21 protein-coding genes and 4 pseudogenes are annotated in these 25,252 nt (G+C 71.0%); 14 read left to right on the top strand and 11 right to left on the bottom strand.

What is annotated here, in order from left to right; genetic code table 11:
- Positions 1-86 precede the first annotated feature (86 nt).
- Positions 87-242 (top strand): hypothetical protein, encoded by a 156-nt coding sequence (locus AB0N14_RS13200; RefSeq protein ID WP_366025746.1) that lies wholly within the window; start codon positions 87-89, stop codon positions 240-242.
- An 18-nt stretch (positions 243-260) separates the two neighbouring features.
- Here AB0N14_RS13200 and AB0N14_RS13195 read toward each other — a convergent pair whose 3' ends face one another.
- The 3 genes and pseudogenes from AB0N14_RS13195 to AB0N14_RS13185 all read right to left on the bottom strand — a co-directional run.
- Positions 261-1,286, bottom strand: a complete 1,026-nt coding sequence (locus tag AB0N14_RS13195) for a M56 family metallopeptidase (protein ID WP_366025745.1) — start codon at positions 1,284-1,286, stop codon at positions 261-263.
- Between the two features lie 4 nt (positions 1,287-1,290).
- On the bottom strand, positions 1,291-1,719 hold the full coding sequence (locus tag AB0N14_RS13190; protein ID WP_366025744.1) for a BlaI/MecI/CopY family transcriptional regulator: 429 nt from the start codon (positions 1,717-1,719) through the stop codon (positions 1,291-1,293).
- Positions 1,720-1,772: 53 nt separating this feature from the next.
- A pseudogene (locus AB0N14_RS13185) lies at positions 1,773-2,084 on the bottom strand (hypothetical protein); the annotation flags it as partial.
- A gap of 393 nt (positions 2,085-2,477) precedes the next feature.
- Here AB0N14_RS13185 and AB0N14_RS13180 point away from each other — a divergent pair.
- The 4 genes and pseudogenes from AB0N14_RS13180 to AB0N14_RS13165 all read left to right on the top strand — a co-directional run.
- Positions 2,478-3,131 carry a response regulator transcription factor gene (locus AB0N14_RS13180; protein WP_366025743.1) on the top strand — a complete coding sequence of 218 codons (654 nt, stop codon included), beginning with the start codon at positions 2,478-2,480 and terminating at the stop codon, positions 3,129-3,131.
- Entirely contained in the window at positions 3,122-4,390 is a 1,269-nt protein-coding gene (locus AB0N14_RS13175; protein ID WP_366025742.1) for a HAMP domain-containing sensor histidine kinase, read from the top strand. The genes AB0N14_RS13180 and AB0N14_RS13175 overlap by 10 nt, the downstream gene beginning before the upstream one ends.
- Positions 4,391-4,428: 38 nt before the next feature.
- The gene (locus AB0N14_RS13170) at positions 4,429-5,706 is read left to right on the top strand and encodes a hypothetical protein (protein WP_366025741.1); all 1,278 of its coding nucleotides are present in this window, start codon (positions 4,429-4,431) and stop codon (positions 5,704-5,706) included.
- 303 nt (positions 5,707-6,009) lie between these two features.
- Positions 6,010-6,200: pseudogene (locus tag AB0N14_RS13165) on the top strand (hypothetical protein); the annotation flags it as partial.
- Between the two features lie 110 nt (positions 6,201-6,310).
- Here the strand turns inward: AB0N14_RS13165 and AB0N14_RS13160 are convergent.
- Positions 6,311-6,572, bottom strand: a pseudogene (locus tag AB0N14_RS13160) (hypothetical protein); the annotation flags it as partial.
- 240 nt (positions 6,573-6,812) lie between these two features.
- On the opposite strand from AB0N14_RS13160, the gene AB0N14_RS13155 reads away from it, so the two are divergent.
- Genes AB0N14_RS13155 through AB0N14_RS13135 form a run of 5 tightly spaced genes read left to right on the top strand, consistent with a single transcriptional unit; the run spans position 6,813 to position 11,814 of the window.
- On the top strand, positions 6,813-7,757 hold the full coding sequence (locus tag AB0N14_RS13155; RefSeq protein ID WP_366025740.1) for an ATP-binding cassette domain-containing protein: 945 nt from the start codon (positions 6,813-6,815) through the stop codon (positions 7,755-7,757).
- Positions 7,754-8,593, top strand: a complete 840-nt coding sequence (locus AB0N14_RS13150; RefSeq protein ID WP_366025739.1) for an ABC transporter permease — start codon at positions 7,754-7,756, stop codon at positions 8,591-8,593. Before AB0N14_RS13155 ends, AB0N14_RS13150 begins: the two co-directional genes overlap by 4 nt.
- A gap of 28 nt (positions 8,594-8,621) precedes the next feature.
- Positions 8,622-9,926 carry a sensor histidine kinase gene (locus AB0N14_RS13145; RefSeq protein ID WP_366025938.1) on the top strand — a complete coding sequence of 435 codons (1,305 nt, stop codon included), beginning with the start codon at positions 8,622-8,624 and terminating at the stop codon, positions 9,924-9,926.
- Positions 9,923-10,591, top strand: coding sequence for a response regulator transcription factor (locus AB0N14_RS13140; protein ID WP_366025738.1), 669 nt, complete (start codon positions 9,923-9,925; stop codon positions 10,589-10,591). The genes AB0N14_RS13145 and AB0N14_RS13140 overlap by 4 nt, the downstream gene beginning before the upstream one ends.
- A gap of 59 nt (positions 10,592-10,650) precedes the next feature.
- Positions 10,651-11,814 (top strand): hypothetical protein, encoded by a 1,164-nt coding sequence (locus tag AB0N14_RS13135; RefSeq protein WP_366025737.1) that lies wholly within the window; start codon positions 10,651-10,653, stop codon positions 11,812-11,814.
- Between the two features lie 107 nt (positions 11,815-11,921).
- Here the strand turns inward: AB0N14_RS13135 and AB0N14_RS13130 are convergent, their stop codons facing one another.
- Positions 11,922-13,154 (bottom strand): FAD-dependent oxidoreductase, encoded by a 1,233-nt coding sequence (locus AB0N14_RS13130; RefSeq protein WP_366025736.1) that lies wholly within the window; start codon positions 13,152-13,154, stop codon positions 11,922-11,924.
- Between the two features lie 137 nt (positions 13,155-13,291).
- Between AB0N14_RS13130 and AB0N14_RS13125 the strand changes: the two genes are divergently transcribed.
- Entirely contained in the window at positions 13,292-14,518 is a 1,227-nt protein-coding gene (locus tag AB0N14_RS13125) for a cytochrome P450 (protein ID WP_366025735.1), read from the top strand.
- 25 nt (positions 14,519-14,543) lie between these two features.
- Here AB0N14_RS13125 and AB0N14_RS13120 read toward each other — a convergent pair whose 3' ends face one another.
- Positions 14,544-15,314: a TioE family transcriptional regulator gene (locus tag AB0N14_RS13120; protein ID WP_366025734.1), complete on the bottom strand. Its 771-nt coding sequence runs from the start codon at positions 15,312-15,314 to the stop codon at positions 14,544-14,546.
- Positions 15,315-15,471: 157 nt separating this feature from the next.
- On the opposite strand from AB0N14_RS13120, the gene AB0N14_RS13115 reads away from it, so the two are divergent.
- Positions 15,472-17,850 (top strand): excinuclease ABC subunit UvrA, encoded by a 2,379-nt coding sequence (locus tag AB0N14_RS13115; RefSeq protein ID WP_366025733.1) that lies wholly within the window; start codon positions 15,472-15,474, stop codon positions 17,848-17,850.
- A gap of 159 nt (positions 17,851-18,009) precedes the next feature.
- Here the strand turns inward: AB0N14_RS13115 and AB0N14_RS13110 are convergent, their stop codons facing one another.
- Entirely contained in the window at positions 18,010-19,371 is a 1,362-nt protein-coding gene (locus AB0N14_RS13110; protein WP_366025732.1) for a hypothetical protein, read from the bottom strand.
- Positions 19,372-19,860: 489 nt separating this feature from the next.
- On the opposite strand from AB0N14_RS13110, the gene AB0N14_RS13105 reads away from it, so the two are divergent.
- On the top strand, positions 19,861-20,904 hold the full coding sequence (locus AB0N14_RS13105) for a PP2C family protein-serine/threonine phosphatase (RefSeq protein ID WP_366025731.1): 1,044 nt from the start codon (positions 19,861-19,863) through the stop codon (positions 20,902-20,904).
- A gap of 36 nt (positions 20,905-20,940) precedes the next feature.
- Here the strand turns inward: AB0N14_RS13105 and AB0N14_RS13100 are convergent, their stop codons facing one another.
- Positions 20,941-22,443 carry an FAD-dependent oxidoreductase gene (locus tag AB0N14_RS13100; RefSeq protein ID WP_366025730.1) on the bottom strand — a complete coding sequence of 501 codons (1,503 nt, stop codon included), beginning with the start codon at positions 22,441-22,443 and terminating at the stop codon, positions 20,941-20,943.
- 81 nt (positions 22,444-22,524) lie between these two features.
- On the opposite strand from AB0N14_RS13100, the gene AB0N14_RS13095 reads away from it, so the two are divergent.
- Positions 22,525-23,166: a TetR family transcriptional regulator gene (locus AB0N14_RS13095; RefSeq protein WP_366025729.1), complete on the top strand. Its 642-nt coding sequence runs from the start codon at positions 22,525-22,527 to the stop codon at positions 23,164-23,166.
- 3 nt (positions 23,167-23,169) lie between these two features.
- Here AB0N14_RS13095 and AB0N14_RS13090 read toward each other — a convergent pair.
- The 3 genes and pseudogenes from AB0N14_RS13090 to AB0N14_RS13080 form a co-directional block, all read right to left on the bottom strand.
- Positions 23,170-23,422 (bottom strand): annotated as a pseudogene (locus AB0N14_RS13090) (amidohydrolase); the annotation flags it as partial.
- Between the two features lie 12 nt (positions 23,423-23,434).
- Positions 23,435-24,151: a GntR family transcriptional regulator gene (locus AB0N14_RS13085; protein WP_366025728.1), complete on the bottom strand. Its 717-nt coding sequence runs from the start codon at positions 24,149-24,151 to the stop codon at positions 23,435-23,437.
- Positions 24,152-24,242: 91 nt separating this feature from the next.
- A complete protein-coding gene (locus tag AB0N14_RS13080; protein WP_366025727.1) occupies positions 24,243-25,244 on the bottom strand; it encodes a proline racemase family protein in 1,002 nt (333 codons plus the stop codon).
- Positions 25,245-25,252: the final 8 nt, after the last annotated feature.

Raw genomic sequence — 25,252 nt, 5'->3', positions numbered from 1 at the left:
GAGCGCCGTCGCCGCCGTGGCCGCCGGTGTCGGCGGACGCACACCCGGCGTAGAAGGCGATCGGGATCGCAGGCGCCGCCGAGTCGTTGCACACCGGCGCCGGGCCGGGCACCGGCATCGGGCTCGCGCTCGCCCGTGAACTGTCCTTCTCGCTCGGCGGCCGGCTCGCCCTGGCGAGCCGTGCACCGGCCCCGTTCACCGAGCTCCTGCCGGTCCGTCCGGGCGACCGCGTGACGGGGTGAGCACCGGCGCCGGGCAGGTCAGAAGTACCGCTCTCCATGCTCCGGACGATCGGGGGCGGCACAGCAGCCGTGCGGTCCGTGCCCAGGGTCATCGTCGTGGTCGGTCGGCGCGGCGGTGGTGGTGTCGGCATGTGCCGTGCACAGTGCCCACTGCGCGCTGTCCAGCATCCGGTCGCTGTCCGAGGCGGCGTTGGCCAGGCTCGCGCAGCAGACCGCCAGCAGCAGACCGCCCGCCAGCAAGGGCAGGCTCCGGCGGGCGGGCGGCGGAGCCAGCAGGGCCCGTACCCGCTGGGGCACCACCCCGCCGGTCGCGGCCAGCGCGGCGGGACGGGACGCACCGGTGGATGCCAGCGCGGCGCGGCCCACGGCGTGAGCGACGACCGTACGGTCACCGACCCGCTCGGCGGCCTCCTCGTCGGCCCAGCGCTCCAGGACGAAGTTGCCCGCGACGGCCACCGGCCGCAACAACGGGTTCAGAGCGGCCGTGAGCCGCCACACGCTCTGGAAGACGTGGTGACGCCCGCGCAGATGCGCCCGCTCGTGGGCGAGCAGCGCCTCGCGCTCGGCGTCACCGAGGCGGCGCAGCATCCCCCGGGAGACGACGATCCGGCCCGGTGCCCCAGGCAGCGCGAAGGCCACCGGGACGTCGTCATCAAGTACGGCTAGCTCCGTGTGCCCGGGCAGTTTGGCGCACTCCCGCCGGGCCCGGAGCAGGTGGTGGCCCTGCCGGACGGCGGCCACGCCGAGGGAGACGACGCAGACCGCGAGCACCAGGGTGCTGACGGCCGCGACGACGGCATAGACGGGGTCCTGGGAGCGCAGGGCGGACACGGACCAGCGGCCTTCCTCGGCGATCTGCGGGATCTGCGCCACTCTGGTGAAAGCCAGCAGGGCGAGTGATCCCGCCCAGCCTGCCGCCGTCACCAGCGCGGCACAGGCCAGCGCCAGGGCCGCTGGGCGCGGGGGCAGCCGGTGCGCCACGGGGGGCGCGAGCACGGCGAGTGTCGCCGTGACAAGGAAAGGGATGTAGACGCTGATCAGCACCGGCTCACCGCTTGCCGGGTGAGCGTCGGCTGTCGGGGAGTATGTCGTCGTGCCCAGACAGCACCTGGTGCAGCAGGTGCTCGTCTTGTTCGGACAGTTCCGAGACGAAGCGGGCCAGTACCGCCTGACGGTCGGAGCCGCCCTTCAGCAGGGAGTGCATGCGCTGGGCGGTGTGCGACGCCTCGTCGCGGACCGGTTCGTAGGCATAGCCACGGCCCTCGCGGTGCCGTGCCAGCATGCCCTTGTCGTATAGCCGGGACAGGATGGTCAGTACGGTCGTGTAGGCGAGGTCGCCCGGCAGCCGTCCCCGGACATCCCGCGCGGTCAGCGGCCCGTTGGCCGCCCAGAGCGCGGCGAGCACATCGCTCTCCAGTTCGCCGCGCGCCCGCCTGCCGGATGCCTCGTGGGCTTCCTCGTCTCCTTGGCCCGCCACCTCGCCGTCCGCCTTCCCTCACCGTCGTTGCGTACAGGCTACCCGCTCACCTCCTACTTGTCGTAGTACGTGTCCTTGCGCGAGACCGCCAGGTAGCCGACGAAGCAGGCGATGGCGACCGTCCAAGCGAGGGTGACCGGACCGAGGCCGAACCCGAGGCCGCCACGGGCGTGCCCGAGTGCCATCCAGTCGGCGAGGGATGCGCCGAGGGGGCGGGTGATGACGTACGCCGTCCAGAAGGCGGGCACGGCGGCCAGGGCGCCGAAACGGTTGGCGAGTGCGGGAACGCAGATCGCCACGGCGAAGAGGACGACCGAGCCGAGGTAGCCGAATCCGGCGGTCGCGGTGAGGTCGCCGGCGGCGGAGGCGTGCGGGGCGAGGGTGGCGGGGCCGGAGATGATGGTCCACCAGTTGGAGGCGCCCTGGCCGTGCGGCCGGCGAAGTGCGGGGGCGAATCGGGTCCCCATGGTGTTGACGGCGCGGATGTCGATGGCGGTGACGCCGACGCGCGCGTGGTCGGTGGCGAAGCGCGGCACCAGGATCATGCGCAGGGGGCGGCAGAATCGTGGCGGCCACCGTGACGCACAGCACGGCGGCGGACCAGAAGGGCAGGACGATGCGGTCGAGCGCGAAGCGCTCGCCGGGGGCGAGGACCGTCCAGCCGCACCGCAAGTAGACGCCGTTACGGATCTCGCGGACCACCAGTGCGCTGACTAGGCGGAATGGAGAACTCTCGCTGGAGTACCTAGGGTCAGCGTGTGGCCTTTATCATGGTGTGTGAGGATGACGCAGCGGTCCGCGACGTCCTCAAGCGTGCACTTGAGCACGACGGCCATACGATCGCAGTCGCTTCTACGGCGGACAGCTTGCTGCGGCACCTTGAGCCGATCCCTCACCTGATCGTCCTGGATCTAGGGCTCCCGGACGCTGATGGCCGCGATGTCTGCTTGGCGCTGCGGGCACGTGGCGTTGATGCCCCGGTGCTGATGCTCACCGCTCTGGATGGCATGCATCACAAGGTGGGCGGCTTCGAGGCGGGAGCCGACGACTACATGACGAAACCGTTCGACATCCCGGAGTTGCTGGTGAGGGTCCGCGCCCTGCTACGCAGAACGACCGCGACGACCCCACCAAGGGGCGTCGTTCTCGATCCGGCGAAACATGTCGTGATCTACGGTTCGACAAGCGAGAGCCTGACGCCGACCGAGTTTCGGTTGTTGGGTAGGCTCATCGCCTCGCAGGGCGACGCCGTACGCCGCCACGCCCTCGTTGCTGCCGGTTGGCCGCATGGCGCGCAGGTCAGCGACAACACCCTTGACTCCTTCGTTCGCCGGCTACGGACCAAACTCGGTGCGCTGGGCGTGGCCGATCGCCTGGCGACGGTCCGTGGGGTGGGCTATCGATGGGAGTGACGGGCTTCCGTGGAAGGGTCGTCGCGCTTGCGGTTCTGATCGCGACTGCGGTGGTCGCAGTGCTGGTGGTGGTCTCACACGTGTTGCTGAGCCAGGTGACCGACGCCGACGCGAACGCTCTGGCGCATACACGTGCAGAGGCGGTGGCGGCGAACGTAGCCGTACGCGGTGGCCACGTCGTGCTGATCGAGAGCGGCAACGAAGCGCTGGACACGGTCTCGTGGGTGTATGCCGATGGGCACCTTGTTGACGGGATCGTGCCGGGCGGCGTCCTTGACCGCGTCGAGGCGCTTGCCGGCTCCGGGCAGTCCCAAACCACCACGGTCGGCAGTTACCTTCTGCATGCCGAGCCAATCCGGCTCGAAGGCCACCACGTCATGGCAGTCGTGAGGGTGGATCTGACGCCGTACGAGACGTCGGAGCAGCGCAGCCTGACGATGTCGCTCATGTTGGGCGGCATCTCGATCCTGCTCGCCGGCGTCGTCGCACACCTCGTGGTGGGTCGTGCGTTGCGGGTGGTCCACGAAATGGCCGCTCTCGCCGACGACTGGGGCGATCACGAACACGGGCGCCGATTCAACCTCGGCGTTCCTCGCGATGAATTCGGGGAGCTCGGGCGAACTCTCGATCGCCTACTTGACCGCGTGGACAACGCGCTTGCGGACGAGCGCCGGCTGACCGATGAGATCGCCCACGAATTGCGGACGCCCTTGACGGCCCTGCGGGGCGAGGCGCAGTTGGCGCAACTTTCCGGTCATCGTCTGGCACCGGAGTCTGTTCTGACCGAGGTCGACCGTCTGAACACGGCGATCACGACGATTCTGAGTACCGCCCGGACACGGATCGATGGCGGTACCCGTTGCGATCTCAGGGCGGCGGCGCGACAGGCGATCGCCGGTCGCTCCATCGAACTCGCCATCCCGACCAACGTCGATGTCGCCGTGGCAACCGAGCTCGTCGTGGCTGTGTTGTCACCCCTGCTGGAGAACGGCCTGCGGCATGCGAGTTCGCGCGTCTGGGTCACGGCGCGCATCCAGCCCCAGGGGGTCGTGATCGATGTCCTCGACGATGGCCCGGGGTTCGATCCGGCGGAGGTCGACCGGGTCTTCGAAGCGGGCGTGACCAGCGGCAACGGGCACGGGTTGGGACTGGCCGTGGTAAAGCGTCTCGCCGCGTCCGCGGGAGTGGCAGTCCGTGCGATCGCGGATGGTCACGGTCGCGTCGAGGTGACCTTCCCCGCGCCAGAGGCGATCGCGTAGTCAGGTTGTGTGCAGGTTGGCCGAGCCAACCTCGTCGCATGACAACGACGAGCGAAGCCCGCACGCACCGCAGTGGGCGGCTGATGCTGAACAAGGTTCCCGAGGTCACCATCTGGTTCTGGGTGATCAAGATCCTGTGCACGACCGTCGGTGAGAGTTTCGCCGACTGGATCAACATGAAGCTGGGCGTCGGCCTGGTGAACACGGCATGGATCTTCACCGCGGTATTCGTGGTGGTTCTGGGCGTCCAGCTGCGGCTGAAGCGGTACGTCCCATTCCCGTACTGGCTGACCGTGGTCGTTGTCAGTGTCACGGGCACGCTGTACACCGACATCCTGACCGACCAGCTCAACGTGCCGCTGTGGATCAGCTCCGCAGTGTTCTCGGTCCTGCTCGCCGTGGTCTTCGGCGTGTGGTGGCTGCGCGAGCGCACCCTCTCGATCCACTCGGTCACGACGCCGTCGCGTGAGTCGTTCTACTGGCTCGCCGTTCTCGTCACCTTCGCGCTCGGTACCGCGACCGGCGACTGGACTCTGGAGCTCACCGGCTGGAGCCCCGGAGTCTCAGTGCTGCTGCCGCTCGGCCTCATCGCGGCGATCACGCTGTTGTGGAAGTTCGGCGCGAACCCGGTGCTGTCCTTCTGGCTCGCCTACATCCTGACCCGCCCGCTGGGCGCCAACATCGGCGACTGGCTCGCCTCCCCGAAGGTCGCTCAGAACCCGGGCGACCCGACCGGCCTTGCGCTGGGCACCTTCACCACCAGCCTGATCTTCCTTGGCCTGATCCTGGCGACTGTCATCTACCTGACGGTGACGCGCTCCGACGTGACCGAGACCTACGACGCTACGCACACCCCGCAGATCACCGCCAACCCGCAGAGGGAGCGCATCGCGCTGGCGGGCTTCGGCCTCCTCGCCGTCGCCACCGGGGGCCTGCTGGTCTGGGCTCACAGCCAGCCGCACGTCGGCCCAGCGCCGGAGACCGACGCCACCTCCACCGTTCATCTCGCCCCTGGCCAGGCCGTGAAGAACTTCCCGTCCACGAAGGTCGACGCACTGAGGACACTCGCATCGACCTCACTCAAGGACGCACAGTCGGGGAACGCGACCGGGGCCCACGCAGCTGCTCAGTCGCTGCGAGACCTCTGGGATGCCGACCAAGCCTCGTTGCAGCCGCTGGACAACACTGGCTGGACGTTCATCGACGCCCAGATGGACCAGGTCCTGAAGACCTTCGGTATCGACCACCCGAACCCGCCGATGTCGCCGTCACAGCAGGAGGCTGAACTCAACACCCTCCTCACGGATATGCGCTGACGAACCTGATCGGCGGCGACTCTCCTGAGGCCGCCGCCGATCACGCTCTCCGGGACACGGGATCCGTGACGAAATGGTCGTCGACGCGCCCACCTTCGACCAGGTGCTGCCCGAGCTGCTGCGCGTCCTTGACGGGCGCACGGTGCTGGCGGGATGGTTCAGGGCGGCTCTCTTCCAGGCGGCGGACGGGGAAGGGCGGAGCGCCGCAATGAGAAGGCCGTGGCCAGGAGGTGTCATGGCGCCATGCTGCTCGGGCGCGGACGGCGGGGCGGCGGATGCCGCGTGGCAGTCAGGATGCGCTCACGCGAGCGGACGCTGTCCATCCACACCATCGACACCACGGGCCGCAGTCGTTCTATGGGCTCGCCGTCCTGTTCACGTTCGCTCTCGGCACCGCCGCCGGTGACCTGGTCTCCGAGCGGACGGACTTCGGCTACTGGCTGTCCGCGGTCCTCTTCGGCCTGGTCATCGCCGCGGTCGCCCTCGCGCACTTCGCGCCACGAAGCGTGCCCCGCGGGTGCACGCCGGATCGGGGGACACCTCGCCGCCGACGGCATGGGCCGGGCGCCGCGCGAGCGGCAGTCCGAGCCCGCGCCGTCGTGCCCACCGGCGCCAGGCCGAAGCCGGGGCCGCCGCGGGCGTGGCCGAGGGCCATCCAGTCGGCGAGGGATGCGCCGAGGGGCGGGTGATGACGTACGCGGTCCAGAAGGCGGCGACCGCGTTGAGGGTGCTGAGGCGGTGGGCCAGGGCGGGTGCGCGGATGGCCGCCGCGAACTGGGCGACCGAGCCCAGGTAACCGAGGCCGGCTGTGGCGGTGAGGTCGCCCGCGGCGGTGCCGGTGTGGCGAGTACGGCCGCCCAGTAGAACGGTGAGGGGCCGGTCGTCGAGGACGTGCCTTGCGGTCATGATCCGCACGATGGGACGCCGAGCCTGAGCGCGACCTGAACGGTGAGACCGAGGGTGCAGTGGAGCGTAGTACCGCGGTACGACCCCGCGGGCGTGGATCGGTCCGCGGTACCACCGGATCGGGGTGTTTCGCCTCCTAGCGTTGTCGGTGAGGCGTCAAGGCGATAGACGGGCGCCGGTTCCGACAGGAAGAGACCCGCATGATCGACGCACAGCAGCTGACCAAGCGGTACGGGGAGAAGACGGCCGTCGACGGGCTGGACTTCGCCGTGAAGCCGGGCACGGTGACGGGCTTCCTGGGGCCCAACGGCGCGGGGAAGTCCACGACCATGCGCATGATCGTCGGACTCGACGCCCCGACCAGCGGCTCCGTCACGGTGAACGGAAACCGCTACGCCCGCCACCAGGCGCCGCTGCAGGAGGTGGGGGCGCTTCTGGAGGCGAAGTCGATCCATCCGGGCCGCTCGGCCTACAACCATCTGCTGGCGCTCGCGCTGACGCACGGGATTCCGCGGCGCCGGGTCGACGAGGTCGTCGAAATGGCGGGGCTGGGCAGTGTGGCGAAGAAGCGGGCCGGTGCCTTCTCCCTCGGGATGGGGCAGCGGCTCGGTATCGCGGCGGCGCTGCTGGGCGATCCGCAGACGGTGATGCTGGACGAGCCGGTCAACGGGCTCGACCCGGAGGGCGTGCTCTGGATCCGCAACCTGCTGAAGGCGCTCGCCGACGAGGGACGGACCGTGTTCGTGTCGTCTCACCTGATGAGCGAGATGGCGCTGGTCGCGGACCATCTGATCATCGTGGGGCGCGGGCGGCTGCTGGCCGACACCACCGTGCGGGACCTGGTCCGGGAGGCGGGCGGCGACATGGTGCAGGTGGCCACCCAGGAGCCGGCACGGCTGCGGGAGGCACTGGCCGCTCCGGGGGTTGAGATCACGGGCCGGGCCGGCTCCGAGGAGCTTCAGGTGAGCGGGGTGAGTGCCCGGGAGATCGGTCTGAAGGCGGCCGAGCACGGGATCGCGCTGTTCGAACTGACGGCGCGGACCGTGTCGTTGGAGGAGGCGTTCATGAACCTGACCAGGGATGCCGTGGAGTACCACGGCTCCGCGACCGTCGAGACCCTTGAGACCGTCGGGAGGACCGCATGAGCACGCTCACCGCGACCGTCGAGACGTCCCCGGCCGCCCCGGCCCGCCCCGCCTACCGGGTGACGGGACGGCGTGTGCTGGCCTCGGAGTGGGCCAAGCTGTGGTCGCTGCGCTCGACCTGGATCACCCTGGGCCTCGGCCTGCTCTTCCTCGTCGCCTTCGGACTGATCGCCGCGAACCACTACAAGTCCGGCATCGGCTCCCCGCACCGGGACCGGGACTTCGCCACCGCGACGGCCGTCAGCCTGTCCCTCTTCGGTACCAACTTCGCCCAGCTGGCCCTCGGCGTGCTCGGCGTGCTGGTCACGGCGGGGGAGTACTCCACCGGCATGATCCGCTCGACGCTCGCGGCCGTGCCGCGCCGACTGCCGGTGCTGTGGTCGAAGGCGGCCGTGTTCGGGCTGGTCGCGCTGGTGGTCGGCACCCTCGGCGCGTTCGTCGCATTCGGGTTCGGCAGCGGCATCGTCTCCGGCACCCCCGCCGCGATGAGTCTGACGCACGCGGGAGCCGTTCGGAGCCTGCTGGGCGCCGGGCTCTACCTCGGTCTGGTCGGCGTGATCGGCACCGCCCTGGGTGCGCTGCTGCGGTCGGTGGCCGGCGGGATCTCGGTGCTGGTCGCCTCCCTGATGCTGGTCCCCGGGCTGATCTCCCTGCTGCCCAGCTCCTGGCAGGACAACATCAGCCCCTACCTGCCGAGCAACGCGGGCGAGTCGATGTTCGCCCTGACCCACGACTCGACCACGCTGTCGCCGGGCGCCGGGCTGCTGGTCTTCCTCGGCTGGACGGTGCTCGCACTGGCCGGGGCGGCGTACCGGCTGGTGCGCAGCGACGTCTGACGGCCTGCACCATGGGCAGGTGACCACCTTGACGACGACGACCACCTCCGCCGGGGACACCGGCGGAACGGGACCGCTGGCGGCCCGGCTCGCCCGGGCCGGCCACCGGCTGCGGCAGGCGGACCGCACCCATCCGTGGGTGCTGGACACCGCGGTGGCGGCGCTGGTCTTCCTCATGTTCTGCCTGCCGGACCTGCTGCACCACGGCGGCTCGGGGGACGGGGACGGCGACGGCCGGCACAGGTTCCGGTTCGCCTTCACCCAGCTTCCCCTGGCGGCCGTGCTGGCCCTGCAGGCCGGCCTGGTGCTGCCGCTGCTGTGGCGGCGGCGCCGGCCCCTGGCGACCTTCGTCGCCATCGCCGTCGTCTTCGTCCTGCAGTGGTCGCTGGGTGCCGCGCTGCGCGCGGACGTCGCCCTGTTCGTCGCCCTGTACAGCCTGACCCTGCACGGGCAGCTGCGACGGCTGCCGTGGGCCGGCGCGGTGATGGCGGCGGGGATGGTGCTGGTCGCGGTACGCGTGTCGCCGGCCGTGTCCGTCTGGGACGCCCTGTTCTTCCTGCTGAGCACGGCGACCGCGGCCCTGGCGGTCGGCCTGACGGTGCGCACCCGGCGGGCGCAGCTCGCGGGGCTGCGGGAGCGGGCGGCGCGGCTGGAGACGGAACGCGACCAGCGCATCAGACTCGCGACCGCCACGGAACGCGCCCGGGTGGCCCGGGAGATGCACGACATCGTCGGCCACAACCTGTCCGTCATCATCACCCTCGCCGACGCCGGCGCGTACGCCACCGACACCGCACCCGAACGTGGCAAGGAGGCGCTCCAGCTCATCGGCGACACCGGCCGGACGGCTCTCGGCGAGCTGCGCCGGGTGCTCGGCGTCCTGCGCGAGGCGTCGGACGGCGCCCGCCAGACACCCGAACTCAGCCCCCAGCCCGGCCTCGCGGACATCGAGACGTTGTGCGACGGCGTACGCACCGCAGGACTGGAGATCGTCTACCGGACCGTCGGCGAGGTGGACGCCCTGGACCGGGGCATGCAGCTCACGGTCTACCGCATCGTCCAGGAAGCCCTGACCAACACCCTGAAGCACGCCGGCGCCGGCACCCTGGTCAACCTCTCGGTCGTCGTCGAGGACGAACGGCTCGTCATCCGGATCCGCGACAACGGGCCGGCCGGACACCCCGAACCAAGGAACGAGGAAGGACACGGACTGGTGGGCATGCACGAACGTGCGGCGCTGTACGGAGGGACCGTGAGTGCCGGACCCGCTGCCGACGGGGGATGGGCCGTGGAGGCCGTCCTCGACCTGACACCTCAGGCAGGTACCCGGTGACCACGGTGCTCGTCGTCGACGACCAGCAACTCCAGCGTTACGGCTTCCGGGTGCTGCTCGACTCCATTCCCGAGACGCAGGTGATCGGCGAGGCCGCGAACGGCTCCGAGGCCGTCCGCAAGACCGCCGAACTGCGCCCCGACGTCGTCCTGATGGACGTACGGATGCCCGGCATGGACGGCATCGAGGCCACCCGCCGGATCGCCGAGGCCGGGGGGCGTTCCCGTGTCCTCGTGCTGACCACCTTCGACGTCGACGAGTATGTGCACGCCGCCCTGCGGGCCGGAGCCAGCGGCTTCCTCCTCAAGGACGCGCGCCCCGAGGAACTCCTCGCCGGGATCCGTGCGGTCGCCGGCGGCGACGCGGTGATCGCGCCGGCCCTCACCCGTCGCATCCTGGACGAGTACGCCCGGCACGTGCCCATCAAGAGGGGTGACCCGGGCGAGGACCCGCGACTGGCCGCCCTCACCGAACGCGAGCGCGAGATCCTCGTCGCCATCGGCAAGGGCTGGACCAACGGCGAGATCGCCGCCCGCTTCGTCGTGACCGAGTCCACCGTGAAGACGCACGTCGGCCGCGTCCTGGCCAAGATCGGTGCCCGCGACCGCGTCCAGGCCGTGATCTTCGCCTACGACCAGGGGCTCGCCCGCCCCGGTGCCGGCTGACGGAAGCCAGAAGTGAGGCTGCCTGCTTCGACGCGTCACAGCGGCAACGACCGCCGTCATTGGCCGGCAACCCGGCGCGCCGGACCCGCGACCGCCGCGACGCGCGCGGTGCGGCCCCGCGCGCGGGCACGGCGCTCGCCGGGCAGGTGTCGGCGTTCGCCGAGACGGCTCGTGCGCAGGCGGCCGATCTGCTGGCCTGCTGCTGGCTGCCGGAGGACGGCCGGTACGTCGACCGGCCCGGCGCCCGGCCCACGGTGCGGGCGTTCTGTGACGCGGTGGAGATCGCCGACCTCCTCCTCGACGAGGCTCCGCCGCAACTGCCCGCCGCGGAGCACATGGCACGGCTGCGGGCCCTGCAGGATGCCGCCACCGGTCTGGTCCACGAGTACGGGCAGGCGCCGCCGCCGGCCGGGCTTCCGGACGACGGGGCCGCCGTCTACCACGTGCTGTGCGTCGGCTACGCACTCGACCCGCTCGGCAGCTCGTTCGCCCACCCGGTGCACACCGTGCGGGGAGCCACCGCGGACCGTCTTGTCGAGCGTCTGGCGGCACTGCCCTGGCGCGACCGCGCCTGGCACGCGGGAGCGTGGGTCGACGCCTGGGCCACCGCGGCACACTGGAACCTGCGGCAGGGCGCGGAACCGGCCGCGCCCGGGGCGGTGGAGGCGCTCTTCGGCTGGCCGCACACCCACGTCGATGCCTGGACCGGCATGTGGGGCTCGCCCACCCCGCACAGCGGGCGCCTGCAGACGGTCAACGGCCACTACCGGCTCACCCGCGGCTCCTTCGCCCGGTTCGGCCTGCCGGTGCCGTACGCCGAGCGGGTCATCGACACCGTCCTCGACCACGCCCGCGACCGGCGGTTCTTCGCCCCCGGCCGGGAGAACGCCTGCAACGTCCTGGACGTCGTCAACCCCCTGTGGCTCTGCGGCCGGCAGACCGACCACCGCGGCGAGGAGACGCGTGCCTGGGCGGCGACGCAGCCGGCCGCCGCACTCACGCGCTGGAGACCAGGGCAGGGCTTCGGTTTCGGCCCCACGCCCGACGGCAGCGGCCCCGGCCGGGACCCGGGGCTCCAGGGCACCGAGACGTGGCTCGCCATCGTCTGGCTGCTCGCCGATCTGCTCGGCCTCGCAGACCTCCTCGGCTACCGCCCGCGCGGCATCCACCGCCCCGAACCAGCCCTGACCGGTCCCGCCGGTGAACGGAATCCCGGGCGCTGACACCGCCCCCGGCGCAGTGCCTTTTGCTCACCCGGCGACTCACCCGGCGACTCGCTCGTGCGGGAGCCGGCGGTGCCCCTCCGCTTCGACGGAGGCCGAACCGTCCCTCAGCGAATCGCCGCAGCCGGCGGCCGCTCGCGTACGGCGCCATAGGCGAGGAAGTACGCCGGCACCCGATTCAGCCACCGCGAGGTGGTGAGCAGGTCGGCCATGCGCTGTGCTCGCCCGGGGTTGCCGAAGGGCGGGCGGCCCGCCAGCAGCGGTTCGATGACCCGGGCATGGGCGGCCCGCTGCAGCGCCTGGGTCGCGGCCGTGGTGGGCCGGCGGCGGCGCTGCACGGCCCGTACGTCACGCAGGCCGACCGCGCCCGCGCGCAGCGGCTCGACGAGGTGCCGCGCGGCGGCCACGGCGTCCTCCACGGCCAGGTTGATGCCGATGCCGAAGACCGGCGACATGGCGTGGGCAGCGTCGCCGATGCACAGCAGACCCGGGCGGTGCCAGCGCCTGAGGCGGTCCAGGCGTACGTCGAGCAGCTTCACCTGGTCCCATGACCGCAGCGTGTGCACACGGTCGGCGAGCCAGGGTACGGCGGCCGTGAAGTCGGCCGTGAACCGCTCCAGGCCGGCCGCACGGCGCCGGCCATCGGTTCCCTTGGGGATCAGCGCGGCGCACTGCCAGTAGTCCCCACGGTCGATCATGGCCGTGAGGAACCGGTCGCCGACGCCTCCCACGAGCCCGTGCGGGTCGTCCTCCCGCCGCGGCAGCCGGAACCACCAGGCGTCCATGGGGGAGGGGAACTGCCGCAGCCGCAGTTCGGGCAGTGCCCTGGCCAGCGAGCCCCGGCCGTCGCAGGCGACGGTGAGGGTGGCCCGCAGCTCCCCGGTACGGCCGTCGGACGTGCGGTACCGCACCCCCGTGACCCTTCCGTGCTCCACCAGGAAGGACGTCGCCTCGGTGTTCATCCGCAGCGAGAAGGACGGTTCCCGTCGGGCCTCGTCCGCCAGGAGGTCGAGCAGGTCCCACTGCGGCACCATGGCGATGTAGTTGTACGCGCCCCTCAGCGCGCCGATGTCCCCGACGGTGATCAGTGAACGGTCCCGGCCGATCGGCAGTTGCAGGGTCGTCACCCGCCGTTGCGGCAGACGGGCGAACCGCTCGGCGAGGCCGAGCTCGTCCAGCAGGGTCAGGGTCGAGGGATGCACCGTGTCGCCGCGGAAGTCGCGCAGGAAGTCGCCGTGCTTCTCCAGGACGGTGACGTCCACGCCGGACCGGGCCAGCAGCAGGGCGAGGACCATTCCGGCGGGGCCGCCGCCCACCACACAGCACATGGTCCGCTCCATGGGGTCCTCCCCTCGGCGTGCACGACAGCCTCACATATTGGGGCATATATATCTCCAAAATGTGCTGAATCCGCCACACAGTCCGTGGCCGCCCCAGACGTTTCGTGAAGCACTTCGACGCACTTCGGGAGACCACGATGAGCGAGCAGCCGATCCTCCTTCCCTATGCCGACCCGGCCTTCGTGGCAAACCCGTTCCCGTTCTACCGGCAGCTGCGCGAGGAGGGCCCGGTGCGGCGCGCGGTCATCGCCGGCGGCCTGCAGGCCTGGCTGGTCACGCGCTACGAGGACGGCCTCGCCGCGCTCTCCGACCCGCGGCTGAGCAGCGACGTCCGCGACGCGTCGGACCCCCGGCTCCTGCGGCAGCTGCCCGCGACGGAGCGCGAGTCCATGCTGCGCAACATGCTCCGGGCGGACCCGCCCGACCACACCCGCCTGCGCCGGCTGGTCTCGAAGGCCTTCACCGCGCGCCGGGTGGCCGAGCTGCGGCCCCGCGTCCAGGCCGTCACCGACGGGCTGCTCGACGCGATCGTGCAGGAAGGCCGCGCGGACCTCGTCGCGGACTTCGCGCTGCCGCTTCCGGTCACCGTGATCAGCGAGCTGCTCGGGGTGCCCACGACGCACCGGTACGACTTCCAGCGGTGGACCGACGACATGATCCTCCGGGGACCCGAGCCGCCGGACCCTGCCGTGGTCGACGGTGCGTGGCAGCAGATGCGCGCGTACCTGACCAAGCTTCTGGAGGCCAAGCGTGCCGACGCTGAAGACGACCTGCTCAGCGCTCTGATCACCGCTCGTGACGAGGAGCAGCGGCTGGACGAGGAAGAGCTGATCGCCACGGCGTTCCTGCTGCTGGTGGCCGGATACATCACCACGGTCAACCTGATCGGCGGCGGCATCGCCGCACTGCTCGCCCACCCGGACCAGCTCCAGCTGCTGCGGGACGATCCGGCGCTGCTGCCGGACGCGATCGAGGAGTTCCTGCGCTACGACGGACCGGTCAGCCCCGGCATCGCCCGTTTCGCGCGGGAGGACGTCGAGATCGCGGGCGTGACGATCCCGCGCGGCGCCACCGTGCTGGTGGCTTCCGCCATCGCCGACCGCGACCCGGCGCGGTTCCCGGACCCCGATCGTCTGGACATCACCCGTCGCGACAACCCCCACCTCGCGTTCGGGCACGGCATCCACTACTGCCTGGGCGCGCCGCTGGCCCGGTTGGAGGGCCAGGTCGCCATCGGAACCGCCCTGCGCCGCCTTCCCGGTCTCGCCCTGGCGGTGCCGCCGGACGAGCTGCGATGGAGGCCGGGCGGCCTGCGCGGCCCCCAGCGCCTGCCCGTCACGTTCACGCCCGGTTCTCCGCGATGATCACGTAGCCGCATCGGGGAACCGTTCAGTGCTCCGCCGCAGCCCCGGCACGGATGAACCGATCGGCCGGGGCGATGTCGAGGCGAGCCACGTAGTGGGAGAGCTGGACGGCCGCGTCGAGCATGGAGACCCCGCGGACGGTGAGTCTGCGCCGCCAGTCGTCGAGAGCGGCGGACAGCGCCTGTGTGCCGCCGGCCGTACGGATCTGCTGGACGACGGTGGAGATGCGCTCCAGCGGGTAGCCGCCTCGTCTGAGGAGGTGGGCGAGCTCGGCGTCGCGGACGTCAGAGGCGCCGTACACACGGTGTCCGGAGACCGGCTCGCGGTCGGGGGCGAGGATGCCCGCCGTCTCCCAGTTGCGCAGGGTCGCCGCGGTGACGCCCAAGCGGTGCGCCAGTTCGCCGATGCTGAGGGTCTCTGTGCTCGCCGGCGCAGGGTCGGTCGTGTCCTGGCCGGTGTCCGGGCCGGAGGTCAGGTGCTCGACGGCCTGTCCGACGGCGTCCAGCGTCCGCCGGTCGCCCAGCAGTTGGGCGTGACTGCGGTCGACGGCCGTCAGCGCGGCGTCGAGTTCGCCGGTGTTGAGGGACCTCATGATCTGCCCGCTCACGGCGTGACCATGCGCCGGGACGAGCGCCATATAGGCGCGCAGGGCCGCCGCGTGCACCTCGGTGTAGGTCCGGTAGCCGCTCGGGGTGCGTTCGGCGAGCGGGATGAACCCGTCCCGCTCGTAGTTGCGGACCGCCTGGGTCGAGATGCCGTGCTCGCGGGCGAGGTCATGGGGACGCAGATACTCCACGGTTTGAGACTTTAGTGCATCTCTCCTGCGGGTTTTCAGCCCAAACTCTCAATCGCTGTTGCAGGGATAGGCTTGATGTCATGGGCGGGGAAGTCCAGGAGTTCGTCATCACCGCGCATGCCGATGGCGTGCCGCTACCACACACGGGGGGAACCCGATGACCGTCGGCACGAGCACGGACACACAGCCGCCTGCGTTGCATGTCGCCGACAGCCACGGCCTGATCCGCGTGCACGGTGCGCGTGAGAACAACCTCAAGAACGTCCATGTGGAGATCCCGAAGCGTCGGCTGACGGTGTTCACCGGAGTCTCCGGCTCGGGCAAGAGTTCACTGGTGTTCGACACGATCGCCGCGGAGTCGCAGCGGCTGATCAACGAGACCTACAGCGCCTTCGTACAGGGCTTCATGCCGACACTGGCACGGCCCGAGGTCGACGTCCTCGAGGGGCTGACGACCGCGATCATCGTCGACCAGCAGCCGATGGGCACCAGTCCCCGCTCCACGGTCGGCACCGCCACCGACGCGGGCGCCCTGCTGCGCATCCTGTTCAGCCGGCTCGCCAAGCCGTACATCGGCTCGCAGAAGGCGTACGCCTTCAACGTCGCCACGGCTGACGCGTCCGGCACGCTCGTCGTGAACGGACAGACGATCGAGAAGGGCTTCAGCGTCGTCGGCGGCATGTGTCCGCGCTGCGAGGGCATGGGGACCGTCACCGACATCACTCCGACCCAGCTCTACGACGACTCCAAGTCGCTCGCCGACGGGGCGGTCACCGTCCCCGGCTGGAAGCCCGGCAGCTGGGTGGTGCAGTCGTTCACCGAGTCCGGCTTCCTCGACCCGCACAAGCCGGTCCGCGAGTACACCGACCAGGAGTTGCACGACTTCCTGCACCGGGACCCGGTCAAGGTCAAGGTGAAGGGGATCAACACCACCTACGAGGGCCTGCTGGCGCGGGTCCGGAAGGCGTTCCTGTCCAAGGACAAGGAGGCGCTGCAGCCGCACATCCGTGCTTTCGTGGACCGGGCGGTGACCTTCTCCATCTGCCCCGAGTGCCACGGCACCCGGCTCAGCGAGCTTGCCCGATCCTCGAAGATCAAGGGCATCAGCATCGCCGACGCCAACGCGATGCAGATCAGCGAACTGGCCGCGTGGATCCGCGACCTTAAGGAGCCGTCGGTCACCACACTGCTGACGGTGCTCGGCCAGGCCCTCGACTCGTTCGTCTCGATCGGTCTGGGCTATCTCTCGCTCGAGCGGTCGACGGGCACGCTCTCCGGTGGTGAGGCGCAGCGCGTCAAGATGGTTCGCCACCTCGGCTCCGCGCTCACCGACGTCACCTATGTCTTCGACGAGCCCACCGTGGGCCTGCATCCTCACGACATCCAGCGCATGAACGACCTGCTGCTGCAACTGCGCGACAAGGGCAACACCGTGCTGGTCGTGGAGCACAAGCCGGAGACGATCCGGTACGCCGACCATGTCGTCGACATCGGCCCGATGGCCGGCACGGCCGGCGGCGAGGTGGTGTTCGAGGGCACGGTGGCGGGACTGCGGGCAAGCGGCACGCTCACCGGACGGCACCTGGACGACCGGGCCGCGGTGAAGCCGTCGGTGCGCAAGCCGTCCGGTGTGCTGGAGGTGCGTGGCGCGAACACCCACAACCTGCGCGACGTCGATGTCGACATCCCGCTCGGCGTGCTCACCGTGGTCACCGGGGTCGCCGGCTCGGGCAAGAGTTCGCTGATCCACGGCTCGGTGGCCGGACGCGATGGCGTGGTGACGGTGGACCAGTCTCCCATCAAGGGTTCCCGGCGCAGCAACCCAGCGACGTACACGGGCCTGCTCGACCCGATCCGCAAGGCGTTCGCGAAGGCCAACGGCGTCAAGCCGGCACTGTTCAGCCCGAACTCCGAGGGTGCCTGCCCCAACTGCAACGGCGCCGGCGTCATCTACACCGATCTGGCGATCATGGCCGGTGTCGCCACCACCTGCGAGGAGTGCGGGGGGAAGCGGTTCCAGGCGTCGGTGCTGAACCACCGCCTCGGCGGGCGCGACATCAGCGAGGTGTTCGCGATGCCGGTGGCCGAGGCCGCGGAGTTCTTCGGGAGTGGTGAGGCGCGCACGCCGGCCGCGCACGCCATCCTGCACCGGCTCGCCGACGTCGGGCTGGGCTACCTCGCCGTCGGCCAGCCGCTCACCACCCTGTCCGGCGGTGAGCGGCAGCGCCTCAAGCTGGCCACCCACATGGCCGGATCGGGCAGCGTCTACGTCCTCGACGAGCCGACCAGCGGCCTGCACCTCGCCGACGTCGAGCAGTTGCTCGGGCTGCTCGACCGGCTCGTCGACTCCGGCAAGTCGGTCATCGTCGTCGAGCACCACCAGGCCGTCATGGCGCACGCCGACTGGATCATCGACCTCGGCCCCGGCGCCGGCCACGACGGTGGCCGCATCGTCTTCGAGGGCACCCCCGCCGACCTGGTCGCCGCCCGCTCCACCCTCACCGGCCGGCACCTCGCTGACTACGTGGGCGGCTGAGGCGGGGGAGCACCGGGCTCGGCGAGAGAGGTCCCCTCCCCTCGCTGAACCCGCCCCGTCCCGTCCCGGCAGGACCGGGACGGGGCTGCGGCCGACGGCCGGCGCGGCAACCCTGAGGCGAACTCCCGCGCCGGCAATGGTCCGCGACATCCCACTGGCTCAAAGGGTCCAGCCGTGACCGCCGCTGTTGTGGGACAGGGCCAGGAGCGCGGTGGTCACGACGAGGTACCGGGTGAGGCGGCCTGAGCGGAACAAGGCCGCCGATGCCCAGGCGACAGCCGTGTACCAAGGCATCGTCCACGGTGCTGCGAGCACCCAGGCGAAGGTGAGCGCGAACGGTACCGCGACGACGGCGGGAGAGTCCGCCGGGACGCGGCGGTGCAGCGCCCAGGCCAGCGCGAGCATCACGACGGGCCACAGGACACCGGTGGCGGTCGCGGCCCCACGAGGGCCCAGGAACCAGGCGCCGAACTTCTCGAACACCGCCCACAACGACGGTGTGGAGACCAGTCGCGAGGCCGCGGAGAGCGGGGCCAGGGCGTGCACACCGTACGCGCTGTAGAGGACGGCCGGCGTCAGCGCGGCCGCGCACGTGAGCCGGGCGGCCCGTCGCCAGGAGCCCGCCCGCAGCAGCGGCCAGACCAGTCCGACGCCGAGCAGGGCGGCACTTATCTTGACACCGCAGGCCAGGCCGACCAGCCCCCCGACGATCAGGTCGTGGTGCCATCGGGTGGCCCTGCGGACGAAGTGGATCGCGCAGACGGTCAGACACGCGATGATGGTGTCCAGGTGCCCGCCCGCCACCAGCACGCCGATCAGGAGCGGGTTGGCGATCCACAGCAGTCCGGCCCGGACCGGATCGTCGGCCGTGCGGATGAGCAGATAGCCGGTGCCGAGGAACGCGGCCGCGTTGGCGAGCATCAGCGCCCATATCGTCAGCCACGGCCGATCACCGCCGACGAACGCCCCAGCGGCCTGCCACCACGTTGCCACCGGCCCGTACACGGACGGGGTGTACCGCCACCCCTCGCTCACCAGGTGGGCGTAGGCGCCTCCCAATTGGGCCGGGGTCGTCACGTACGGATCGGCGCCGAGCGCGGCGATACGGCCGTACGCCGCGTAACTGGCCATGTCGGAGGAGCCGACCGGAGTGAGGTTGGCGACGACGAGCACGGCGAGTGCGCCGGCGCTGAACAGCAGCCGTGGCTGTGGCCTCCAGCCCCGCCCGTGCGCGCGGAGAAGGCCGAGCGTCCCGAGACACGACAGCACGATGGCCGCGTAAGTGACCGCCGCGGACACGGCGCCGGGCATGGCGGGCAACCGGAGCCAGGTGATCGGCGCCCTGAGTGTGTTGTGGTTCGGCGCGCTCGCGCCGACCAGCGCGAACAGTGCGATGCCTGCCACGGCCGTCCATACGGCCGCGCGCGGCCGGAACTGCCCGATGACCGTCAGCCCCGGCGAGGGAGTTGCCCGCATCCGGCCCGCGGAACGCGGAGTCCACTCGTCGTTGTCGGTCGTCACGGTCACTCGCTGAGTCGCTGTCGGGTCCTGTTCCTCGGGCGCCTGAGGCGGTCGGGGGAACCGCGGACAGAAGCCACACGGTCACCGAGATCCACATCCGGCCCGGGTTGGGAGCCTGGCAGCGGTACGCGAAGGAATCAAGCCCGAGCGTCGGCGCGGTCGGCTTCTGTGCCCGGGTTGGTCGCTGTCCCGGCTTGCAGCGCGTCACCTTACGTAAACGCTGAGTCTCTGGATACCCGGATACCCGGCGAGCGGCGGGGAGTCGGTCCCGAAGCCGGGCGGAGCGCCGGGCGACGGGCGCAGGCACGGTTCACCGGAGGGGCGCCGCGGGCCGCAGCACGGGATTCGATGCGGCTGATCGGCCGCGTGCCCAACGCGGCTCGGTGTCCGCTTCGCCCCGATAGTATGCATTTTGTGATCAAGTCAGGACGGCTCCGGCGCCGCCGCCCTCCGTACAGTGGCCGGCGGGACACCATACTGCTGTCACCGGTGATCCTCACCGTCCTCGTCGCCAGTCTGGCGTTCGCCACTCCGAGGCAGATCGCCTTCAGCCGCCTCCTGCCCGCGGCACCCGCGCTCGCCGCCGCGATGTGGCCCGTGCTCGCGACGGTCCTGCTGGGGGCGTTCTGCCTGCTGGTGATGATCGGGCTCAGCTTCGTCTACTCCGACCTGGGGACGCCTTACACGGCTGCCGCGATCGTCGCGGTCACGTTGGCGGCCGCGTATGCGAGCCACCTCAGACTTCAGCGGGAAGAGGCACTCTTCCAGATCCGGCTCGTCGCCGACGCGGCCCAGAAGGTGCTGCTGCGCCCGCTGCCGCGCTGCATCCAGCACGTGGAGATCGAGTCGCTGTATCTGGCTGCCCAGGAGCAGGCCCGGATCGGAGGTGACTTCTACGAGGCGGTCGACACGCCGTACGGGGTCCGGCTGCTCATCGGCGACGTGCGGGGCAAGGGGCTGTCGGCGGTGGGGGCGGCCTCTGCGGTGATCAACTGCTTCCGGGAGAACGCGTACGACCAGCCCGACCTGATGGGCATCATCCATCGCCTGGAGCTCAGTCTGGCCCGCTACAGCGCCGCGACACCCGCCCAGGACCGGCCGGAGCACTTCGCCACCGCCCTCATCGCCGAGATCCGTCACGACAGCGGGCACGCCAGAATCCTCAACTGCGGGCACCCGCCACCGGTGCTGGTGCGGCACGGGGAGATCCAGGTCCTCGAACCCAGCCTCCCCTCGCCACCCCTCAACCTCGCGACGCTCCTCGGGAACCACTATTACGTCGACACCATCGCCTTCGCCTCGGGCGACCAGATGCTGCTCTACACCGACGGCGTCACGGAGACCCGGGATCGAACCGGCACGTTCTTCCCGCTGCCGGAGTGGATGCGGCAGCACGGCCCGACGCCGCCCCGCGAGCTGCTGGACCGGCTCCATCAGGACCTGCTCCACTACAGCGGTGGAAGGCTCGACGACGACATCGCGGCCGTCGCCGTGCGCTGCCGGCACGCCCCGGCTCGCGAGCACTCCGCGTAAGGGGCGAGTGCGGTCAGGGCGTGGTGGGCACCCGGCTCAGTGCGCCTTCGCAAGGTGGCCGGCGATGGTGGTGAGCAGCGAATGGTCGCCGGTGGCGGAGCCGGCCGCGGCCCAGCACACGTAGCCGTCGGGGCGGATGAGCAGGGCAGCGGCGCCCAGGTCGTCGGTGCAGGCGGCACGGACGAGGTCGACCCGTGGCGGGAGTGTGAAGTCGGCCGGGACGGCTCCGGCCAGATCGAGCAGGACGGCGTGCCCCGAGCCGAACAGCGTCGACAGCCGGGTGGGGCCGGCCTCGGTGACCAGGTCGGCGTCCGGCATCCGCTGTCCGGTGAGCGGATGCTCGCCGGGCAGTTCGTAGCGCAGTGAGAGGCCGGACACCAGTCCCGCGAGGTGGCGGTTGGCATCGGGCAGGCGGAGCAGGTCGATGAAGATGTCACGCAGCGCGGCCGCGTCCTCGCTCGGGTTCGGATCTGCCAGCACCCGCTGCGCCGACGTGTGATGCAGGACCTGGGCTCCGACCGGATGCCGTTCGGCGTGGTAGCTGTCCAGGAGGCCGCTCGGCGCCCGGTCCTGGACGGCCGCGGCCAGTTTCCAACCGAGGTTGAACGCGTCCTGTATGCCGAGGTTCAGGCCCTGGCCACCCAGCGGGGGGTGGATGTGTGCGGCGTCGCCCGCGAACAGGACCCGGCCCGCGCGGTACTGCTCCAGTTGCCGAGTGGCGTCGGTGAACCGGGACGCGTTGTCCACGGCACCGAGGGTGGTCTCGGGGCCGTACGCGGCGTGCAGCGCGGCGGTGATCTCCTCGTGGGTGACGGGGAGGTCGCGGGTGGTGTCCGCCTGGTCCCCGCGCCCGAAGGTGAGCCGGTGCCGGTCGCCGCCGAGAGGGACCAGCATGGCCCAGTAACCGCCCGCGTGACGGGTCAGGCTGCTCATATGGCCCATCTGCTGCGGCACCAGCGACGACACGGCGGACAGGCGGATGTCGGCCACCACCGCCTGGTGCGTCCCGGGCCTGCCGGGAAACGGCAGCCCGAGCAGTTTCCGCACCGTGCTGTGCGCGCCGTCGCACGCCGCCAGGTAGTGGGCCCGCACCTTGAGGCCGTCCGCCGTTACGACCACACCGTCGTCGTCCGACTCGATCTCTGAGACGGCGGTGCCGCGCACAATCCGCGCGCCGACGGCGATCGCCCGCTCCTCGAGCACTTCCTCGATCTCCCACTGAGGGATCGCGATGGGGAAGGGGTGCCTGGTCTGCCAGGGGGTGCAGTCCAGGGGCACGGGCAGGGCCGCGAAGTGCCCGCCCACCGGCTCACGCGGTGTGGCCCGCCGCAGCAGCGGCGCCAGCAGCCCGCGCGACTGAAGCAGTTCGGCGGTCCGGGGCTGGATCCCGCCGCCCTTCACCTGCTGGATGCGCTGGTGCAGCTTCTCCAGCACCAGGGTCTCGACCCCGGCCAGGGCCAGTTCGTACGCCAGCACCAGTCCGGACGGGCCGGCGCCCGCGATGACGACCTCGGTCGTGCGCTCCGTCAACACCGTCACTCCCTCTCGTTTTCGTCCAGGGCTATATGTATACCAGGTGCAGAAATCCTCAGAGTGCAAATCTCTGGTACCGTGGGCGTCGTGGACGGCAAGCCAGGACTACGGGAACGAAAGAAGCAGCGGACCCGCGCGGCCATCTCCGAGGCGGCGATCACGCTGTTCCTCGAACACGGCTTCAACCAGGTCTCGGTGGCCCAGGTGGCCGAGGCCGCCGAAGTGTCCAAACGCACGCTCTTCGCCTACTTCCCGGCGAAGGAGGACCTCGTGGTGCACCGCCTCGCCGACCACGAGACCGAGATCGCCCGCGTCGTGCGGACCCGCCCGCCCGGCACCGCCCCGCTGGCCGCGGTGCGCGAGAACTTCCTCAGGGGGCTGCGCGAGCGGGACCCGTTCACCGGGCTCAACGACCATCCCGAGGTGCGCAGGCTCCTCCGGATGATCCTCGACGCGCCCTCGCTGGTGGCCCGGATGGAACGGTTCAAGACCGGCGCCGAACGCGCACTCGCCGAGGCATTGCGGGAAACGGCGGAGACTCCGGAACTCACCGCGCGGCTGGCTGCCGTCCAGATCGTCGCGGTCCACTGGGCGCTGGCACAGGACAACGCCGAACGGCTGGCGTACGGGGAGCCGGCCGACGAGCGCTATGCGGGTGCGGTGGCTGACGCTGAACACGCGTTCGCGCTGCTGGAGAACGGATTGCGGCACCTGACCCCGCAGCGGTGAATCTCAGCGGGGCAGCCCGTACACGCGGCAGGCGTTGTCGCGGCCCGTCCACGCGGCGATCCGCCGCGCGTCGGGCGGGCTCAGTTCGTCGGCGTCAACCCGGTCCTGGAGCAACTCTGCCAGGCCCCGCCGGAAGGCCGGCGCGCCGAGCTGGTAGAACTCGGGGATCCCGTAGGCGTCGGCAGCTGTAGAGGAGTTTGCGGAACGGGGTGATCTCGAGGGCCTCCTCAAGGATCGCCCGGGCGCGGACGGGGCCGCGCGGGCGTGGTCAGTCGCGCGCTCGGTCCTGGTCCCGGCCGTGGGCCGCCCACAGGCCGCGGACATGTCCGATGTGACGGGTCATCACCGTCCGTACGGCGTCCTCGTCCCGTTCCAGCAGGGCGTCGAGGAGTTCGAGGTGTTCCTGGGCGGAGGCGAGCAGCCGGCCGGCCTCGACGAGCGCGGTCAGCCCGTGCAGACGCGACCGCTTGCGCAGATCGCCGACCACCTCGACGAGGTGCGCGTTGCCGGCGAGGGCCAGCAGGCCGAGATGGAAGCGGGTGTCGGCCTCGACGTAGGCGATGAGGTCCCCGGCCGCCGCGGCGGTGACGATCTCCCGGGCGGCCGGGCGCAGGGCCTCCAGCGAGACCCGGTCGGCCGTCCGGGCCAGCGCCACGGTGGTCGGGATCTCGATCAGGGAGCGGATGTGGGTGTATTCGTCGAGCTGCTTCTCGGAGACCTCCGTGACGCGGAAGCCCTTATTGGGGACGGTGTCGACCAGGCCCTCCTTGACCAGGTCGAGCATGGCCTCGCGCACCGGGGTCGCCGAGACGCCGAAGCGGGCGGCGAGCGTCGGCGCGGAGTACACCTCGCCGGGGCGCAGCTCGCCCGCGATCAGCGCGGCCCGCAGGGCGTCGGCGACCCGCTCGCGGTAATTGCTCTTCTTGCCGCCGAGCCTGGGCAGGGCGGGAGCGGGGGAGGGCGAGCTGGGGCGCGGGGCGGCCATGGTGTTTCTGTCTCCTCGAAGGGTGCAATGTCACGCAGCACCAGTGTCCCAGTGCTCCGGCGTTCCCGTACCGGGCGACTGCGGCAGGTGACTACAGCACGAACCCCGCCGGGAACGGGTCCTCCGGGTCCAGAAGGTACTGTGCCGTGCCCGTCACCCATGCCCGCCCTGTGAAGCTGGGCAGCACAGCGGGACGGCCGGCGACCTCAGTGGTCCCGAGCAGGCGCCCCGTGAACCGCGTCCCGATGAAGGACTCGTTCACGAAGTCGGTGTGCAGGGGAAGTTCGCGACGCGCGTGCAGCTGCGCCATGCGCGCGCTGGTACCCGTACCGCACGGGGAACGGTCGAACCAGCCCGGGTGGATGACCATCGCGTGCCGGGACAGCCGGGCGGTGGCCCCCGCCGCGTACAGGTGGACGTGGTGGCAGCCGCGGATCGTCGGGTCCTCGGGGTGGACGGGTTCCTCCTCGGCGTTGATCGCCTCCATCAGCGCGAGCCCGGCCGCGAGGATGTCGTCCTTGCGGGCGCGGTCGAACGGCAGCCCGAACTCCGCCAGCGGCAGGATCGCGTAGAAGTTGCCCCCGTACGCGAGGTCGTGGGTCACCGTGCGCCCGTCGGGCAGGGTGGCCTTGCGGTCGAGGCCCACGCAGAAGGACGGCACGTTCCTGAGCGTGACGGCCGCGGCCGCGCCGCCCTCGACCGCGACCTCGGCGACGACGAGGCCCGCCGGGGTGTCCAGCCGGATGGTGGTCACCGGCTCGACGACCTGCACCATGCCCGTCTCCACGAGCACGGTCGCCACCCCGATCGTGCCGTGCCCGCACATCGGCAGACAGCCGGACACCTCGATGTAGATGACGCCCCAGTCACAGTCGGGACGGGTGGGCGGCTGCAGGATCGCACCGCTCATCGCCGCGTGCCCGCGCGGCTCGTTCATCAGCAACTGCTTGACGTCGTCGCGGTGTTCACGGAACCACAGGCGCCGCTCGTTCATCGTGGCGCCGGGGATGGCGCCGATGCCGCCGGTGATCACCCGGGTGGGCATGCCCTCGGTGTGGGAGTCGACGGCGTGCAGGACGAGTTTGCTGCGCATGACCGGCC

The sequence above is a fragment of the Streptomyces sp. NPDC051104 genome, from assembly GCF_040682835.1.
Taxonomy (GTDB): Bacteria; Actinomycetota; Actinomycetes; order Streptomycetales; family Streptomycetaceae; genus Streptomyces; species Streptomyces cynarae.
The sequence above is the reverse complement of the archived record's forward strand: the minus strand, read 5'-3'. Positions and strand labels throughout refer to the sequence as shown.

What these genes read in the sequence shown, in the direction of transcription:
- AB0N14_RS13170 (WP_366025741.1), top strand. Translation starts at nt 4,429, where the DNA reads ATGACAACGACGAGCGAAGCCCGCACGCACCGCAGTGGGCGGCTGATG.
- AB0N14_RS13115 (WP_366025733.1), top strand. Translation starts at nt 15,472, where the DNA reads ATGACCGTCGGCACGAGCACGGACACACAGCCGCCTGCGTTGCATGTC.
- AB0N14_RS13150 (WP_366025739.1), top strand. Translation starts at nt 7,754, where the DNA reads ATGAGCACGCTCACCGCGACCGTCGAGACGTCCCCGGCCGCCCCGGCC.
- AB0N14_RS13155 (WP_366025740.1), top strand. Translation starts at nt 6,813, where the DNA reads ATGATCGACGCACAGCAGCTGACCAAGCGGTACGGGGAGAAGACGGCC.
- AB0N14_RS13175 (WP_366025742.1), top strand. Translation starts at nt 3,122, where the DNA reads ATGGGAGTGACGGGCTTCCGTGGAAGGGTCGTCGCGCTTGCGGTTCTG.
- AB0N14_RS13085 (WP_366025728.1), bottom strand. Translation starts at nt 24,151, where the DNA reads ATGGCCGCCCCGCGCCCCAGCTCGCCCTCCCCCGCTCCCGCCCTGCCC.
- AB0N14_RS13130 (WP_366025736.1), bottom strand. Translation starts at nt 13,154, where the DNA reads ATGGAGCGGACCATGTGCTGTGTGGTGGGCGGCGGCCCCGCCGGAATG.
- AB0N14_RS13125 (WP_366025735.1), top strand. Translation starts at nt 13,292, where the DNA reads ATGAGCGAGCAGCCGATCCTCCTTCCCTATGCCGACCCGGCCTTCGTG.
- AB0N14_RS13080 (WP_366025727.1), bottom strand. Translation starts at nt 25,244, where the DNA reads ATGCGCAGCAAACTCGTCCTGCACGCCGTCGACTCCCACACCGAGGGC.